The sequence below is a fragment of the Knoellia sp. AC549 genome (genome assembly GCF_979258975.1).
Window position 1 is genome coordinate 1,024,594 of record NZ_OZ409890.1, and the last position, 14,492, is coordinate 1,039,085.

14 protein-coding genes are annotated in these 14,492 nt (G+C 68.0%); 3 read left to right on the forward strand and 11 right to left on the reverse strand.

All coding sequences use genetic code 11. The annotated features are described in order from the left end of the window. Positions 1–55 precede the first annotated feature (55 nt). A complete protein-coding gene (locus ACZZ98_RS04995; protein ID WP_463515209.1) occupies positions 56–427 on the reverse strand; it encodes an STAS domain-containing protein in 372 nt (123 codons plus the stop codon). A 111-nt stretch (positions 428–538) separates the two neighbouring features. On the opposite strand from ACZZ98_RS04995, the gene ACZZ98_RS05000 reads away from it, so the two are divergent. Beyond that, positions 539–2,830, forward strand: coding sequence for a DEAD/DEAH box helicase (locus ACZZ98_RS05000; RefSeq protein WP_463515210.1), 2,292 nt, complete (start codon positions 539–541; stop codon positions 2,828–2,830). Positions 2,831–2,908: 78 nt separating this feature from the next. Beyond that, on the forward strand, positions 2,909–3,514 hold the full coding sequence (locus tag ACZZ98_RS05005; RefSeq protein WP_463515211.1) for a hypothetical protein: 606 nt from the start codon (positions 2,909–2,911) through the stop codon (positions 3,512–3,514). Positions 3,515–3,671: 157 nt separating this feature from the next. Here ACZZ98_RS05005 and ACZZ98_RS05010 read toward each other — a convergent pair whose 3' ends face one another. Genes ACZZ98_RS05010 through ACZZ98_RS05020 form a run of 3 tightly spaced genes read right to left on the reverse strand, consistent with a single transcriptional unit; the run spans position 3,672 to position 4,680 of the window. Then, entirely contained in the window at positions 3,672–4,070 is a 399-nt protein-coding gene (locus tag ACZZ98_RS05010; RefSeq protein ID WP_463515212.1) for an Rv3654c family TadE-like protein, read from the reverse strand. Further along, entirely contained in the window at positions 4,067–4,396 is a 330-nt protein-coding gene (locus ACZZ98_RS05015; protein WP_463515213.1) for a TadE family type IV pilus minor pilin, read from the reverse strand. Before ACZZ98_RS05015 ends, ACZZ98_RS05010 begins: the two co-directional genes overlap by 4 nt. 26 nt (positions 4,397–4,422) lie before the next feature. After that, positions 4,423–4,680, reverse strand: coding sequence for a DUF4244 domain-containing protein (locus ACZZ98_RS05020; protein WP_463517724.1), 258 nt, complete (start codon positions 4,678–4,680; stop codon positions 4,423–4,425). 123 nt (positions 4,681–4,803) lie between these two features. Here ACZZ98_RS05020 and ACZZ98_RS05025 point away from each other — a divergent pair, with 123 nt between their 5' ends. Continuing rightward, positions 4,804–6,387 (forward strand): recombinase family protein, encoded by a 1,584-nt coding sequence (locus ACZZ98_RS05025; protein WP_463515214.1) that lies wholly within the window; start codon positions 4,804–4,806, stop codon positions 6,385–6,387. 1,504 nt (positions 6,388–7,891) lie between these two features. Here the strand turns inward: ACZZ98_RS05025 and ACZZ98_RS05030 are convergent. The 7 genes from ACZZ98_RS05030 to ACZZ98_RS05060 are packed head-to-tail and all read right to left on the reverse strand — an operon-like array spanning position 7,892 to position 14,464. Continuing rightward, the gene (locus ACZZ98_RS05030; protein WP_463515215.1) at positions 7,892–8,947 is read right to left on the reverse strand and encodes an asparaginase domain-containing protein; all 1,056 of its coding nucleotides are present in this window, start codon (positions 8,945–8,947) and stop codon (positions 7,892–7,894) included. After that, the gene (locus ACZZ98_RS05035) at positions 8,947–10,077 is read right to left on the reverse strand and encodes an FAD-dependent oxidoreductase (protein WP_463515216.1); all 1,131 of its coding nucleotides are present in this window, start codon (positions 10,075–10,077) and stop codon (positions 8,947–8,949) included. The genes ACZZ98_RS05030 and ACZZ98_RS05035 overlap by 1 nt, the downstream gene beginning before the upstream one ends. Continuing rightward, entirely contained in the window at positions 10,070–10,855 is a 786-nt protein-coding gene (locus tag ACZZ98_RS05040) for an alpha/beta fold hydrolase (RefSeq protein ID WP_463515217.1), read from the reverse strand. Before ACZZ98_RS05040 ends, ACZZ98_RS05035 begins: the two co-directional genes overlap by 8 nt. A 13-nt stretch (positions 10,856–10,868) precedes the next feature. Then, positions 10,869–11,906 carry a LacI family DNA-binding transcriptional regulator gene (locus ACZZ98_RS05045; RefSeq protein WP_463515218.1) on the reverse strand — a complete coding sequence of 346 codons (1,038 nt, stop codon included), beginning with the start codon at positions 11,904–11,906 and terminating at the stop codon, positions 10,869–10,871. Continuing rightward, positions 11,893–12,693: an HpcH/HpaI aldolase family protein gene (locus tag ACZZ98_RS05050; RefSeq protein WP_463515219.1), complete on the reverse strand. Its 801-nt coding sequence runs from the start codon at positions 12,691–12,693 to the stop codon at positions 11,893–11,895. Before ACZZ98_RS05050 ends, ACZZ98_RS05045 begins: the two co-directional genes overlap by 14 nt. Further along, positions 12,690–13,601, reverse strand: coding sequence for a carbohydrate ABC transporter permease (locus ACZZ98_RS05055; protein WP_463515220.1), 912 nt, complete (start codon positions 13,599–13,601; stop codon positions 12,690–12,692). Before ACZZ98_RS05055 ends, ACZZ98_RS05050 begins: the two co-directional genes overlap by 4 nt. Next, the gene (locus tag ACZZ98_RS05060) at positions 13,598–14,464 is read right to left on the reverse strand and encodes a carbohydrate ABC transporter permease (protein WP_463515221.1); all 867 of its coding nucleotides are present in this window, start codon (positions 14,462–14,464) and stop codon (positions 13,598–13,600) included. Before ACZZ98_RS05060 ends, ACZZ98_RS05055 begins: the two co-directional genes overlap by 4 nt. Positions 14,465–14,492 lie beyond the last annotated feature (28 nt).

The following is a 14,492-nucleotide window of genomic DNA, read 5'->3' on the forward strand; positions in this document are numbered from 1 at the left end:
CTGCGACCTCGCTCGGGCCGAACCTCGGCTCGCTCGGGCGGAACCCCCGCCTGGCTCAGGCCGAGACCTCGGGCTCGGCGAAGTCGTGCGGGTCGGCCCCCAGGGCCGCGTCGACCGTGTCGTGGATGGGGATGACCTTGTCGAGGCCGGTGATGCCGAAGATGCGGATGATGCGGTCGTTGGTGCAGACGACCCGGAGCCAGCCGTCGAGCTTGCGAACCGCCTTGAGCCTGCCGACGAGGACACCGAGTCCGGTCGAGTCGAGGAACCCGACGTCCTGGAGGTCGACGATGAGGGCGGTGTGCCCCGCGGCGATGCGCTCCTCGAGCGCGGATCGCAGCTGGGGTGCGGTGTAGACGTCGACCTCACCGGAGACGGTCACGATGGTGACGCCTTCCCGTTCCGTGGTCGCCACGGTCAACTTCACTGCAGCCGGCTCCTTCTTCGCTTCACGTCCGCGTCGCGGACCCTTCTGTGCGACGACGCCCCCGGCGTGCGGGCCGAGGGTCTGTCAGTGCACCGCATTACGGTAGCCGCTGTGTCGCCATCTGCCGAGCCGACCGCGATTCTTGCTGCTCTCGCAGCCGGGGATCGCGGCGCTCGGCTGCGTCACGTCGAGCGGTTGCCGGCCCGGCCCGCCCGGCTGGCGCAGTGGCCGACCTGGGTCGCCCCACCCGTGCTCGCCAGCCTCACCGGCAGCGGCATCGCTGCCCCGTGGTCCCACCAGCGTGAGGCCATGGACCTCGCCCACGACGGTTCGCACGTCGTCCTCTCGACGGGCACCGCCTCCGGCAAGAGCCTGGGCTATCTCGTCCCGGCCCTCACCGCCGTGCTCGACGGGCTCGCTGCGCCGACCGGTCGGGGCGCGACCGTGCTCTACGTCGCGCCGACCAAGGCCCTGGCCGCGGACCAGCTCGCCCGCATCGAGGCCCTCGCGATCCCGGGCGTCCGGGCGGCCACCTATGACGGCGACACCCCGGCCGACGAGCGCCGCTGGATCCGTGAGCACGCCAACATCGTCCTCACCAACCCGGACCTCCTCCACCACTCGCTGCTGCCGGGGCACAGGAACTGGTCACCGTTCCTCCGGTCGCTGAGCTACGTCGTCATCGACGAGTGCCACATCTATCGCGGCGTCTTCGGGTCGCACGTGTCGTCGGTCCTGCGCCGGCTGCGGCGGGTGTGCACTCGCTACCGCTCGACCCCGACGTTCGTGCTCGCCTCCGCGACCGTGAGCCACCCGGCGTCCCACGCCAGCTCCCTGGTGGGTATGCCGGTCAGTCCCGTCGAGGTCGACGGCTCACCTCGCGAGGCGCTCACCTTCGCCCTGTGGGAGCCGCCGACGATCGACGAGACTCGGCGGTCGGCGACGAGCGAGGCGGCCGAGCTGCTCGCCGACCTCGTCGCGGCGGACGTCCAGACCCTGGCGTTCGCCCGGAGCCGGGCCGGGGTCGAGGCGTTGGCCGCATCGGCAAGGCGACGCCTCGGGCAGGTGAGCGGGACCGCGGAGGCGAGCATCGCGGCATACCGAGGGGGTTATCTTCCGCAGGAGCGGCGCGAGCTCGAGCGCGCCCTGCGCGACGGCGAGCTGCGGGGTCTCGCGGCGACCAACGCGCTGGAGCTGGGCATCGACATCAGTGGCCTCGACGCGGTGCTCATGGCCGGGTGGCCGGGGCGCCGCGCCAACCTGTGGCAGCAGGCAGGACGCGCCGGCCGGTCGGGGCGTGAGTCGCTCGCGGTGCTCATCGCTGCCGACGACCCGCTCGACACCTATCTGCTCGAGCACCCGGAGGCGATCTTCGGTGCGCCGATCGAGTCCACCGTGATGGACCCCGCGAACCCGCACGTGCTGGCGCCGCACCTGGCTGCGGCGGCGCACGAGCTGCCGTTGACCGAGGCCGACCTGCCGATGTTCGGGACCGGGGCGCGGGGCGTGGTCGACCTGCTCGTCCAGCGCGGGATCCTGCGGCGACGGCCGACCGGATGGTTCTGGGCGCGCGCCGACCGGCCGGGTGACCACGTCAACCTGCGCGGCACCACCGAGGTCGTCTCCATCGTCGAGCGGCGCAGCGGGCGGGTCCTCGGCACCATCGACGAGGCGTCGGCGCACTCCCAGGTCCACACCGGGGCGGTGCACGTGCACCAGGGCGACACGTTCGTCGTGACCGACCTCGACCTGCCGGGGGCCACCGCGACCGTCGTGCGCGGCGACCCGGGGTGGAGCACCTCCTCGCAGTCGCAGAGCTCCTTCTCGATCATCGGGGCGCAGCGCACGAACAGGTGGGGCGAGATCGACGTCTGCTTCGGCTCGGTTCGGGTGACGACGCAGGTGACGTCGTTCCTGCGCCGGCTGCCCTCGGGGGAGGTGCTCGGCACCCATCCGCTCGAGCTGCCCGAGCGCTCCCTCGTCACGCGGGGTGTGTGGTGGACGATGCCGCTCGACCTGCTCGAGGAGGCCGGGATCGAGGAGGCGCAGGTGCCCGGTGCCGCGCACGCCGCCGAGCACGCGGCGATCGGCATGCTGCCGCTCGTGGCGACCTCGGACCGATGGGACGTCGGTGGCGTCTCGACCGACATGCATCCCGACACCGGGCTGCCGACGATTCTCATCTATGACGGCTACCCGGGCGGGGCGGGCTTCGCCGAGCGCGCCCACACGGCCTTCGGCGAGTGGGTGGAGGCGACCCGCGATGCGGTCGCGCGTTGCCGGTGTGAGCGCGGGTGCCCCGCCTGCGTGCAGTCGCCGAAGTGCGGCAACGGCAACGAGCCGCTCGACAAGGCCAGGGCGATCCGGCTGCTCGACCTCGTGCTGATGTCCCGCCCGGCCTGACACCCTGCCGCAGGCCGCCGTCAGGACTCGGGGTCCTGAACAGGCACAACGTCTCCAAAGGGCGCTAGCCTCGCAGACGTGATCATCCTTGGACTCATCCTCGTTCTCATCGCCATCGCCGCAGGGATCCTGCTGTTCGAAGGCACGTCGCAGCTCACCGACGGTGTCGACATCGACCTGCTGAACGGAACCATCAGCCTGCCGCCGCTGGCGCTCCTCATCACCGGTGCCGCGGTCATCAGCGTGTTCTGGCTCGGCTGGGTGCTGATGCGCCACGGCTTCAAGCGCGGGTCGCGCCGACGTCGTGCCGCCAAGGAAGAGGCGGCGCGCGCCGAGCAGAACCGCGTCGAGAACGAGCGCAGGATGCAGGAGGAGTTCGCCCAGCGTGAGCGTCACCTCGCCGACGAGCGTCGCCGCCACGAGGCGGAGACCACTGCCCTGCGCCGCGACGGCGACCAGCGCGTCGAGGAGCAGCACCTCTCCACCGAGGAGGCCCGTCGTCGCGCGGAGGTCGCGGAGGCCCAGGCTCAGGGCCGCGGCGCGGACTCCCGGTATGCCGGCACCGTGGATCCGCGCCATGCCCGGGGCGCCGACAACGTGCGTGACGGCGGCACCGTGGACCCCCGCAACAACCCTCGTGACGGCGGCGGCAACGTGGATCCGCGCAACAACCCCCGCACCTGACCTCGCCTCCTCGGGGACGTTCGCCCGGCTCGGCATCGGATCGTGATGCCGGACCGGGCGTTCCTCGTCTTGGGGTCGTGCGCCTTGCTGCCCGTGAGCGGCCGGACCCGCTGCCTCGCCGACCCGCGGACCCGCAGCGCCTCGGCGCGGTCGCGCCTCACGGGAGGGCGGTCGGAGCCGGACCGGCACGGGCCGAGGCGAGCGCTCGGTCGGGAACGCCTGGCCAGCGGGTGGCCACGGCCGTCGAGACGCTGACGGACACCGACTCCCCGACCAGTGCGCACGCGACCAGCCGGGCCTGGTTGCGCCCGGCGACCTGCGCCGCCCGGGCACACGGTGGTGCGTCGCCCTCCTGCAGCGTGGTTGCCCCGGCGAGGGCCGCGAGGTCGGCGGCCGTCCTCGCGCGGTGAGCCGCTGTGGCAGCCGCACCCAGATGCAGCGCGGCGACGACGAGGACGAGCAGCACTCCTATGGCGGCGACCACGAGCACCGTCCCCGACCCCCGCTCACCACCGTGGCGTGCGAACCGACGGCCGCGATGGCGCCTGTGACTCATGGGGCTGCCTCCGGCACGGCATGGGCCACTCCCCGAGGGCGCGCACTGACACCGACGGCTCGGAGCAACGGCGGAGGCTGGGCGCTCACGTCGACCCTGACCGAGTCGGGGCCGACCTCGAACCCGATGTCCGCCCCGTCCGGCGCCTGACGAGCCACCTCGCTGCGCACCTGCTCGACCGGCTCCCCTCGGGCCAGCAGCCGGGCCCCGACCCGCGCGGCGTCGACGCACCTGAGCTGGTCGGTCACCACGGCGACGGCACCCAGCCCCAGAGTGAGGACGAGGACGAGGGCCGGCAGGGCCACGGCGATCTCCGCCGTGACCATGCCGGTCTCTGCGCGTCGGCCTCGGGTCACTTCCCCGTGCCGAGGGCTGCGGTGATCACGCCGGCAAGCGCCGACTTCACCGGACCCGACTTGACGACGAGCATGAGCACAGCGGCGAAGGCGCACGCCGCGAGCGCTCCCTGTTGGTTGCCTACTTGTCCGTTGCGAGGGTTATCCCGGCCTGTTGCGGGTTGACCGCCAACAGGTCCTTGCCGGTCTTTGGAGGGTATGAGCGAATGGCAAAGGCGTCTTCCCCCCGTTGGCGGGGTGCGGGTTCGGGTGATGTTTCGGGATCAGGTCGATCCCAAAGTCCTCACCCGCGTGATCGAAGCCCTGGTGCCTTCCGAGCAGCGGGTTCTGTCGCCGAAGGTGAGCCGCAGAGCCTCGTGAGCCGCCAAGTGCGGGTCGTGACCTACGCGAGGGTCTCGACAGCCGAGCAGGTCGAGACCGGCACATCGTTGCCCGACCAGCGGCGCCGCCTGGCTGCAGCTGTGACCGCTCGAGCCGCGGTGCTGGTGGAGCACTTTGATGATGCCGGTGTCTCGGGGGTGCTGGACTCGCGACCGGGCCTTGACCGGCTCCTGGCGAGAGTGGTGGCCGGGGGTGTGGATGCCGTCATGGCAACCAAGATCGACCGGATCTCCCGGTCGGCGGTCGGCCTGCTCAATCTTGTAGAGAAGCTGCGTGAGCACGGGTGTCATGTCGTCCTGATCGATGAAGGCCTGGACACCTCCACTCCCGCCGGCGATCTGACGTCTGGCGTGTTGGGTGTCATCGGGGGGTGGGAACGGCGCCGCATCTCGGAACGCACACAGCAGGGCCGCCGCGCTGCCGCCCAGAATGAAGGCCGATTCGTTTCGTCAACGCCACCGTTCGGGTACCGGGTCGTGTCAGCACCATCCCAGCGAGGCAAGCGCTTGGTCACAGACGACGCGCAAGCGCAGATCATCCGGACCATCTTCCAACGACTGATCGTTGACGGCTCTAGTGCGACGGCCGTTGCGGCAGAGCTGAATGCGGCGGGGATGGCGCCCGCGCGTGCGTCTTCCTGGTCCGCTGCCTCTCTGCGTCGCTGGGCCCTCAGACAGCCGCCCCTTCGAGCGGCCTCCGGAACCTGGGTCTTCGATGGCATCTCCGTTGCGATCCCAGCGATCCTCACCCCGGCGGAGTCGGCGCAATGGTCAGCCTGGCAGCAAGGCCGTACAGGTCCGCAACAGCAGTCCCGCGGTCCCTACCTGCTGTCTGGTGTTCTTCGGATGCCGTGCGGGCGCGGGGCCATGGGGCGAACAGCGGGAACCCAACGTCCTACCTACTCCTGTCGGGAGCACTACCTCCCGACCGCTGATCCCCACCGGCACGGGTCCTGCCTCAACGTCCCCGTCGACGTCGTCGACGATGCCGTCCTGCAACACCTCAGACAGGTACTTGCGACACCGGAGGTGCTCGAACAAGCAGCCAACCGCTACCTGCTGGGTCCAGCCCAACCAAAAGATAAGGCGGACGCGCTCGAAGCCCAACTCCTGGACCTCGACCAACAAATCACTTCCGACTCGTCGGCTCTGCGAGCCGAAGGCCTGAGCGGTCGAGCTCTCGGCGCGGCCCTGGTTCCACTGCAACGTCAACAGCAGGACATCGTGCGAGAACTCCGCGCTCTTCATCGACGCGCAACCACCATCGCACACGCACGTAACGACAGTCAGCTCGCCCAGCTCGTCACCACCGCCCGACAAGCACTGAACAACAACACTGCCGACACCTGGCGCCCCCTGCTCAGCGTCCTCCACGCCATCGTGACCATCGACGGCTACACCACCTGCCCCCAATGCCACGGAACCGGCTTCCTTCCCCTTGGCTCAGGCGATGGTCGGCGCTGGCCCCTCCGTTGCCCCACATGCCTCAAAGGTCAAACCCCCGACCTCACCATCGAACTCGACAACATCATGGCGTTCGTCATCGCCAACCGGATCAGCAAGATGCCAGACCACAGATAGCCCCAGCGCCAGACACCCTCGCCGAGCGCAAAAGGCTGGGTCGCCTGCCCTAAGCAGCCGAGCCGACCCGGATCACACTCATTCGCCACCCCGACCCGGCGTCGCCCCCGCGCGAATGTGCGCGACTGCTCGATTCGATTGCTTCCCAATACGTTTCACGTCCGACTCCAAACACCAGGCGTGTTCGCGTGCATGAGCGGCGGCCCTATGCAGGTGCTGTGTCGCCGTCGACAAGCCAACAGGTGCCGACGAAGACACAGCGGCTGAGACAAAGGTGATCTCCTCGTCGCCGCGGGCCCCGAGTAGTAGGCGCGCAAGTAATGATGGAAGGGAAATATGGGTCCCTCCCAACGAAGCACTGGGGTCAGCTAACGTCGCGCGCTTCGCTCGAGACCACCCAATGAGGGTCACCGTCTCAACCGAGTCGGCCTTGGGGCGAGAGGTTGCCTTCCGTCATCGCTACCTCCCGAGCGCCCGTTGAGTACCCGCGTGGACTCAGCCGCATGTGCCCTGAGCGCTGCGGCGTAGGTTTCGAACCACGACGAAAGCAGACGACGGTCGGGCCGAGCGACTAGCCCCTTGGATGCGCACCATGCCGTTGAGCGATCAAGTTCTGACCGCCGGGACGACTCTCGTGGTCGAGGCAATCAACGGGCGCCGAGACGACTTACCGTTCCCTATACATGAACTCACGATCCGGCAGGCCGCAACCCTGACGGAGTCCGTCCGAGTGGCTCAACTGCTTGGTGACCACTACGCGACAGTGACAGCGCCCCCTACATCGCGCAGATGGCGTGGACGAGCATTGGCGAGTGTCCAAGCTGGCTCGCGTCTTGGCTGAGCGGATCCGGGATCACTTTCGTAGGGCCCGGCGACCGCGACTCACTCCAGCGCGCCCGCCAGCCCCTGTGTTGCGACGCTGACTGGAACCCGCCCGGCTTGACTGGCCCCATCTGGAGCGGCAGCCGGGGAGCCTGTCGTCAGGGGTGCCGGATGGCTCCGAGTTGCAGGGCCGCGATGGCCAAGGCTAGGACGAGGAAGAACGAGAGCATGGTCCCAGGTTGGCAGGTGATCGCCCACCAGGCCCCGGTCTTCGCGAAGGGCGGCGCATAGCAGCGCGCCCAGGACGGGCGGGACGAAGGACAGTGGTCCCATAGCGGGATTAGTCAGCGCGGCAAGCGCTGTCCCGAGGAGCAGACTGCGCACGGCTCCCATGAATCCAAGCCGGCGATGGTCGCCCCGGTTGCGGCTGCTGCCACGGCAACTGCGGTGAGTGCGCGTTTGTCCTAGTTGATTCGCAGTTGAACCTGGTCGAGGTGTTGTTCGGGGTCGTCACCCGCCAGGACAACCGGCGCGGATCGTTCGACACCGTCAATCAGCTCGTCGCTGCGATCACCAGATCTATGGACGGCTGGAACGACTGCTGCCACCCATTCTCCTAGGCCAAAACCGCCGAAAGGTCCCTGGCTCACGCCGCCCGACAACCAGATTTAGACGCGCGAGACTAGAAGCGAGGGCGCAGTCCACTATGACGAGGTTCACGAAAGAGGTCGAACGCTGCGTCGATCTGAGGGCGTGTGGATCCACGCCGTAACAACATCTGAAGGAGCAAGCGGCCCTTGAGGGCTGGCAGGAACCCGGCCGGGGTGAGGCCGATCTCTTGCAGGTGGCGTTCCGAGCCTTTACCAGCATATGTACTGTGCAATGTGGGACCCGAGCCGGTACGGGGGCTGTAGACGACAGGTAGCTCGCCGGATAGACATTCGAGGTGCCCCGCCCAGGTGGCTGGGACCGATCCGCCTCCCATCACCTCGATCACCACGCCCCCAAAACCAAGTCGAGGCAGTTCGCGCAGGAGTCGGCCGTCGTCGCCCATCGCCACCCGCACGATGGCGACAGCGTCCTGAGTGCTGCGCCGCCCGGTCCCGATGACCGGCCGGTCGATGACTCCCGGAGTGAGCATTCGGAAGGTGTCCTCCTGGACCTGACCCACAGGGCCGGTATGGGCGGACCTGAAGGCCGAGGTGAGGCCGGTGTGGGCCTTCTGGACCTGCCAAGCTTGGTGGACCTCCCCGCCCATGGCCACCAGCGCGCCCGTGTGGTGGGCGATTTCACTGGTGGCGACGAGCACCGAGTCACGGACGTTGCCCGGGCCGTCGGCGCTGGGCAGTGTGGGGTTTCGCATGGCCCCCGTGACGACGAGCGGGACGCGATGAGACCAGAGCAGGTCCAGAGTGAAGGCAACCTCTTCCAAGCTGTCCGTACCAGTGGCGACGACGATGCCTGACGAACCGTCCTGCACCGCCCGCTCCGCATAGGCAACTAGATCCGCCATAGCGTCCATGGTGATGTCGGCGGATGATCCCCCTGCGACGGGGAACGTTTGGACCACAGGTCCGCCGGGTAACGAGCCCAGCGCCTGCTCAACGACCGCGCGCATCACTAAGGGATCCTCGGCCGTGTGCACACCGCCACCGGGTGCTGCCACGCAGGCGATGGTGCCACCCAAAGACAGGACGGCGACCGCGGGCGCCGATGCCTTGGCCGCAGGAACCCGCATCACCCACTCCGATGTGCGACCAACGCGAACCGTGGATGAGGAGGGGTGCTGAGAGTGACGTGGTCTGCGACCAGCCGGCCCACCACCGGGGCCAACTTGGCGCCGTGCCCCGAGCAGGCCGATGCCACGACGAGGGGTCCCACCCGGTCAATGACGAAGTCCTCGCTGGGGGTGGTCGTATAGAGGCACGTCGTCTCGCCGAACGGGGTCGGGACGAGCCCGGGCAGCCACTCCCGGACGTAGCGCACTGCCTGCTCGCGCGCCACAATGTCGATTCGTGGGTCGCGGTTTCGTGGGTCGCTGGGTCGGCCCACATGCTGCGCGAGTTTGCGAGCACCCCCGGGGCCGCCGTCGCGACCACCGGGCAGGTGATAGATGTCGAGTGCGTCACGATGAATGGCGACCGGCCAAGTGACGGCCTCGTCGACGCGCGGGAAGTGGAAAACCCGATGCTCGGTCACGGCGAGCGGCGGCAGCTGGACGAGGCCGCCGACGAGTCCCGCGCACCAGGCGCCGGCTGCCACCACCACGTGGCGCGCGCGCACGTTCCCGCGGCTGGTCCGCACAACGGCACCGTTGTCACCCGGGTCGATGCCCTCGACGGTGGTTCCCGTGTACACCTGGCACCCACGATGCGCGGCCACCCTCAGAAACGCGGACACTGCACCAGCAGCGTCGAGCGTGCCGGCCTGTTCGTGGTGCAGCACCGGCCCCGAGAAGCGCATGCCCTCGAACCGCTGCTCGGCGTCCTGAGCGCTGAGCAGCTCGTGGCTGACGCCAGCTCTTGCCAGGACCTGAGCGATGCCGGTTACGTCGCGACCTTGGCCGTGGTCCACGGCTCCCGAGAGCCGGACCAGAACCTGTCCGGACTCCACCTCGAGTTCTCGCCAGAGTTCGAATGCTTCTCCTGTGAGGTCCACGTAGTCGGCTTGCGGGTAGGCGCGCCTGACGATGCGGGCAGACCCGTGCGAACTGCCGTACTCAGTGGCTGGTTCGAACTGTTCGAGGACGACGACCTGGAGGCCGCGAGCAGCCAGCTGCCATGCCGCGGCCGCGCCCATCAGGCCTGCGCCGACGACCACCACTGCGGCTCGTTCCGGGAGTTCCGTAGCCGCACGGGTCTCAACCACGGGATGCTCGAACTTTAGAAGGGCCGTCCGTGAAGAGCGGCTCACCGGATGACGCTGTCGGCAACGCGAGTCCCAGCCACGCGCGTAGGGCGTTCGCCACCGCAGCGGGGGCTTCAAGGGGGACCATGTGGCCAGCGTCGGGGACGGTCATCGCCTTGGCTCCCGGGATGTCGCCGGCCAGGTCGTGTTGAACGTGCGGGGGACAAATGTGGTCGTCGGCCCCGACGACCACGAGTGTGGGCACGTTGATGGACGGCAGCGTCGGGCGGCTGTCTGGCCTGCTTGCTTGGGCGGCGAGTTGGTTGAGCAGACCCGATTTACCTATGGCCCCCGCCATGGCGGTCACGGTGTCGATGAGATGGGATGTGCGCCGCGTCGGGGTGAGGGTGGAGAGGGCGAAGGCGGATGCCGCGTCGGCGAAGCCGGTGCGTTGCACCTCTTGCCTCAACGAGTCCCAGGCGGCGCGCTGTGCGCTCGTCGCCGGCGCGGCGCTGGAGCTGATGGTGGCCAGTCTCGAAATCCGTTTCGGTGCCTGCCGCCACAGCTCCAACGCGACGATGCCACCGAACGAATGCCCGGCTATCGAGAAGCGTTCCGGCGCTGCGGCCAGGATTGCCTCGGCGATTCCGCTGACGGAGTCGCTGGAGTCTGTGCGCACGCACAGTGTGGGTTGGCCCGTGCCGAGCTCGAGCAGGACGTCGGCCCATAGTCGTTCGTCGCCGAGCATGCCGCTGAGCAGTACCAGTGTCTCCGATTCCCGATTCGATGTGGCTGTCACCAGCGCGCCTTCCTCATCGTTGGTGGGTGCCTCTCAGCACCGGGACGACCGGGTGCACGTCGACCCGGGGTGGACTGGTGTCGCCCGAGAGCCGGGCCAGGATGCGGTCGACCGCGCTGCGCACCAGGGTCTCGAACGGGACGCGGATTGTGGTCAGGTCGAACATGGGCCACGAGGCTTGGTCGAGGTCGTCGAACCCCATGAAGGCCAGGTCCGACGGCACTTGGAGGCCCATCTCGTGGGCGGTGTTGAGCGCACCTATGGCAATGATGTCGTTGGCGCAGAAGACAGCGGTCGGTTGGTACCTGCGGCGCAGCAGCTTCGGGAGTCCGTCGCGCCCGCAGGCGTAGGCGAAGTCGCCGTGAACGACGCGTGAGTCGGGCAGGCTCAGGCCGGCCTCCGCGAGTCCATGCCTGAACCCCTTCTCACGATCACGTCCGGTACTCGTGTCGGAGGGACCGAACAATGCGCCGATGCGCTTGTGTCCAGCTGTGGCGAGCACATGTGCGGCGATCCGGCCGCCCGCCTCGTTGTCGGCGACCGCGGCGTCCGTGCGTAAGCCTTTGATGACTCGGTTGACGAGCACGAACGGGACGCCGCGGGCTTTCAGCTGGGCGGGCAGGGTCGCGCTCATCCTGGCCGACGTCATGATCACGCCGTCGGCCCATCCGCCGAGCAGCTGCTGCTCGAATTGCTGGAGGTCACCGTGCTCAGCAAGGAGCGTCATCGAGTACCCGCTTTCAGACAGCCTGTCGTGAAGCTGTTCGACGAGCATCGGCCACAGGGGGTTGTCGAGGTCGGTGACCACGGCGATGCGTCTGGTGGCACGGGTCGACAGAGCGCGGCCGAGCTCGCTGGGGACGTAGCCGAGTCGTTTCGCCGCCTCGGCCACGCGCACCCTGGTCTTCTTCGCGATGATGGGGTCGTTGCGCAGGGCCCGCGAGACCGTGGGCTGTGAAACGCCTGCCTCCCTGGCCACATCGTGACTCGTCACACTCATCCAAGGCTCCTGCAGTTGGGTCTCCCGGTACAGGCGCTCAGTATCCCGCATTGCCCGCGACGCTCGGATCGTTCACGTGCAGCGCACGGGTCACGGCAAGGCGATGGCTTGCCCCCTCCCGCAGCAGCACCATGTCGTTTCCCGGAGTGACGAGGTCGTAGCCCTCTCGCACCAGGGCAGCGGCGGACTCCGCGTCGCCGCAGTAGGCCCCGGCCGCGACTCCGGCGGCGTGGGCCACGTCCACGATCCGTGACAGTGCCTGCTGCACCTCGACCGGCGCGGGTGAGGTGCCGGCCGGCAAGCCGAAGGAGAGGGCGAGGTCGTTGGGGCCGACGTAGACGCCGTCGAGCCCGGGTACGGCGACGATGTCCTCGAGGTTCTCCAGGGCCTGCTTGGACTCGATCATGGCCCAGACCTGGACGGTGACGTCGGCTTGCTGAACGTAGTCCGGGCCACCGTAGAGCAAGCCTCTCGACGGTCCGAAGCTGCGTCGACCCAGGGGCGGGTAGCGACAGGCTGAAACCAGTTCGCGGCACTGCTCGGCAGTGTCGATACTGGGACAGATGAGCCCGTAAGCACCGGCGTCGAGCAGCTTCCCGATTTCGGCGAGGTCGAGGTGGCTGCAGCGCACCATAGGCATGGCGGGGCCAGCACTCACTGCCTGCAACAGCGTGATGACCCGGTCGAGCCCGAACATGCCGTGCTGATGGTCGATGGTGACCGCGTCGTAGCCCGCGTTGGACAGCACCTCAGCGACGTACGGGCTGTCACACGACACCCAGGCATTGACCGCGGGGGTCCCCGCGGTGATGAGGTCCTTGACCTTGTTGCGCCTCATCCCTTCACTGCTCCGCCGGCCAGGCCCGCCACGAAATACTTGCGCGCGAAGATCGTGATGAGCACGATCGGCACGGCGAGGACGAGACTCAGAGCGGCGAGCGTCTGGAACGTCGTAATGTCGTCCGCCCCGGCCTGCGAGGCCACGAACACCGGGATGGTGACCGCGTCGTTCTGGGTCAGCGTCAGCGCCACCAGGTACTCCTGGAAGGCCAGAAGGAATGCGAACATGCCCGCGGTGATAAGTCCGGGCCCGCTCAGTGGGACGATCACCCGCCGGAAGGCTTGCAGCCTTGTGCACCCATCGATCATCGCCGCCTCGTCGAGGTCGACCGGCAGTTCGCGGAAGAAGCCGGTGAGCAGCAGCAGCATGAAGGGCATGTTGATGGCGACGAAGGCGACGACAAGCGCGACGTTGGTGTCATAGATTCCCAGCGCCCGGGATGCCTCGTAGAAGGGCAGTACCACGGCGAAGCGAGGCAGCGCCCGGAAGACCAAGGCCAGCACCAGCAATGTGGGTCCGATGCGACCCCCGTAGCGGGCGAACGCGTACGCCGCGGGTGCGCCGACGAGCAGGCTGAGGACGGCGGAGGCGACAGCGACCAGAGTCGTGTTTCCCAGCACCTTGGCGAAGGAGGTTCCCTTCCACAGCTCGGTGAAGGCATCAAACTGCGGAGTGAACGACCAGACGGGTGGGTTCTGGAACGCGTCGGAGAACGGTTTGACGGCGGTCAACCCGGCCCAGATGAACGGAGTCATCATGAGGAGGGTGATCACGACCATCGCCCAGAACGCGAACCACGAGGTGCCGCCTTTGGCGGGACCCTGGTTCTGGACGGGCACAGCGGGGGCCGCTCGACGGGCGCGGTAGCGGCGAAGGAGGCCGTGGTGGACGTCGACGGTGCTCATGAGAGTCCTCTCGCATCACGCCAGGTGGATCGAAGGAAGGGGATGAGGATCAGCAAGGTCAGGATGATCGTGAGCAGGTTGACGGCGCTACCGATGCCCAGCCGATAACTGTCGTTGAGGGCGATCTGAAAGACGTAGGTCATGAGCGACTCTGTTCCCAGTTGCGATGCCGCAGGCGTGATGATGCGGATGGAGTCGAAGATCTTCAGCGCGTCCATGATGCTGATGAGGCAGACGAAGGTGACCAGTCGGCTCAGGGCCGGAAGCACGACGTACCGCTGCTTCTGGAACCAGTTCGCCCCGTCGAGTGAGGCCGCCTCGAGCGGCTCGTCTGGTATCCCCTGCAGTCCGGCGTAGAAGATCAGCACTGCGAATGGGATTTCGTGCCACAGCATGTGCATGCCCAGCAGCGTGCGGGCGGGCCACTCGTTGACAAGCCAGTCGATCCGCACTCCGAAGAGCTCGAACAGGCGGTTCACTGGCCCGCCGAAGATGTCATTGAAGAGCCAGGAGAAGTCCAGGGCCCCGACGACTGTCGGCACCACATATGTCGACAACAGAATGCCGAGGAAGACAGCTCGCCCGTAACGCGCCTTGTGCAGGATGAGTGCGACGGCGTAGCCGAAGATCACCTTGAGGGCGGTGATGACCAGGGCAAAGCCCACGGTGAAGACAGCGGCGTCGCGAAAACGTGGGCTGTTCAGGAGTTCGCGGTAGTTTTCGAGCCCGTTGAAGACCCCTGGTTGCCCCACGGGTACGTTCTGGAAACTCCACTGCACCGTGGCAAACAGGGGGATGACAAGCAGGCCGACCATCAGGGCGATTGCCGGGCCGGAGAGCGCGAAGAAGGTACGGGTACGCATCAGGAAGGACTCCTCGAGTCGAAGGGTG

Excerpts from the sequence above, each read along its gene's own strand:
- ACZZ98_RS05010 (WP_463515212.1), bottom strand. The coding sequence starts at position 4,070 with ATGAGTCACAGGCGCCATCGCGGCCGTCGGTTCGCACGCCACGGTGGT.
- ACZZ98_RS05015 (WP_463515213.1), bottom strand. The coding sequence starts at position 4,396 with ATGGTCACGGCGGAGATCGCCGTGGCCCTGCCGGCCCTCGTCCTCGTC.
- ACZZ98_RS05030 (WP_463515215.1), bottom strand. The coding sequence starts at position 8,947 with ATGCGGGTTCCTGCGGCCAAGGCATCGGCGCCCGCGGTCGCCGTCCTG.
- ACZZ98_RS05045 (WP_463515218.1), bottom strand. The coding sequence starts at position 11,906 with ATGCGGGATACTGAGCGCCTGTACCGGGAGACCCAACTGCAGGAGCCT.
- ACZZ98_RS05050 (WP_463515219.1), bottom strand. The coding sequence starts at position 12,693 with ATGAGGCGCAACAAGGTCAAGGACCTCATCACCGCGGGGACCCCCGCG.
- ACZZ98_RS05055 (WP_463515220.1), bottom strand. The coding sequence starts at position 13,601 with ATGAGCACCGTCGACGTCCACCACGGCCTCCTTCGCCGCTACCGCGCC.
- ACZZ98_RS05060 (WP_463515221.1), bottom strand. The coding sequence starts at position 14,464 with ATGCGTACCCGTACCTTCTTCGCGCTCTCCGGCCCGGCAATCGCCCTG.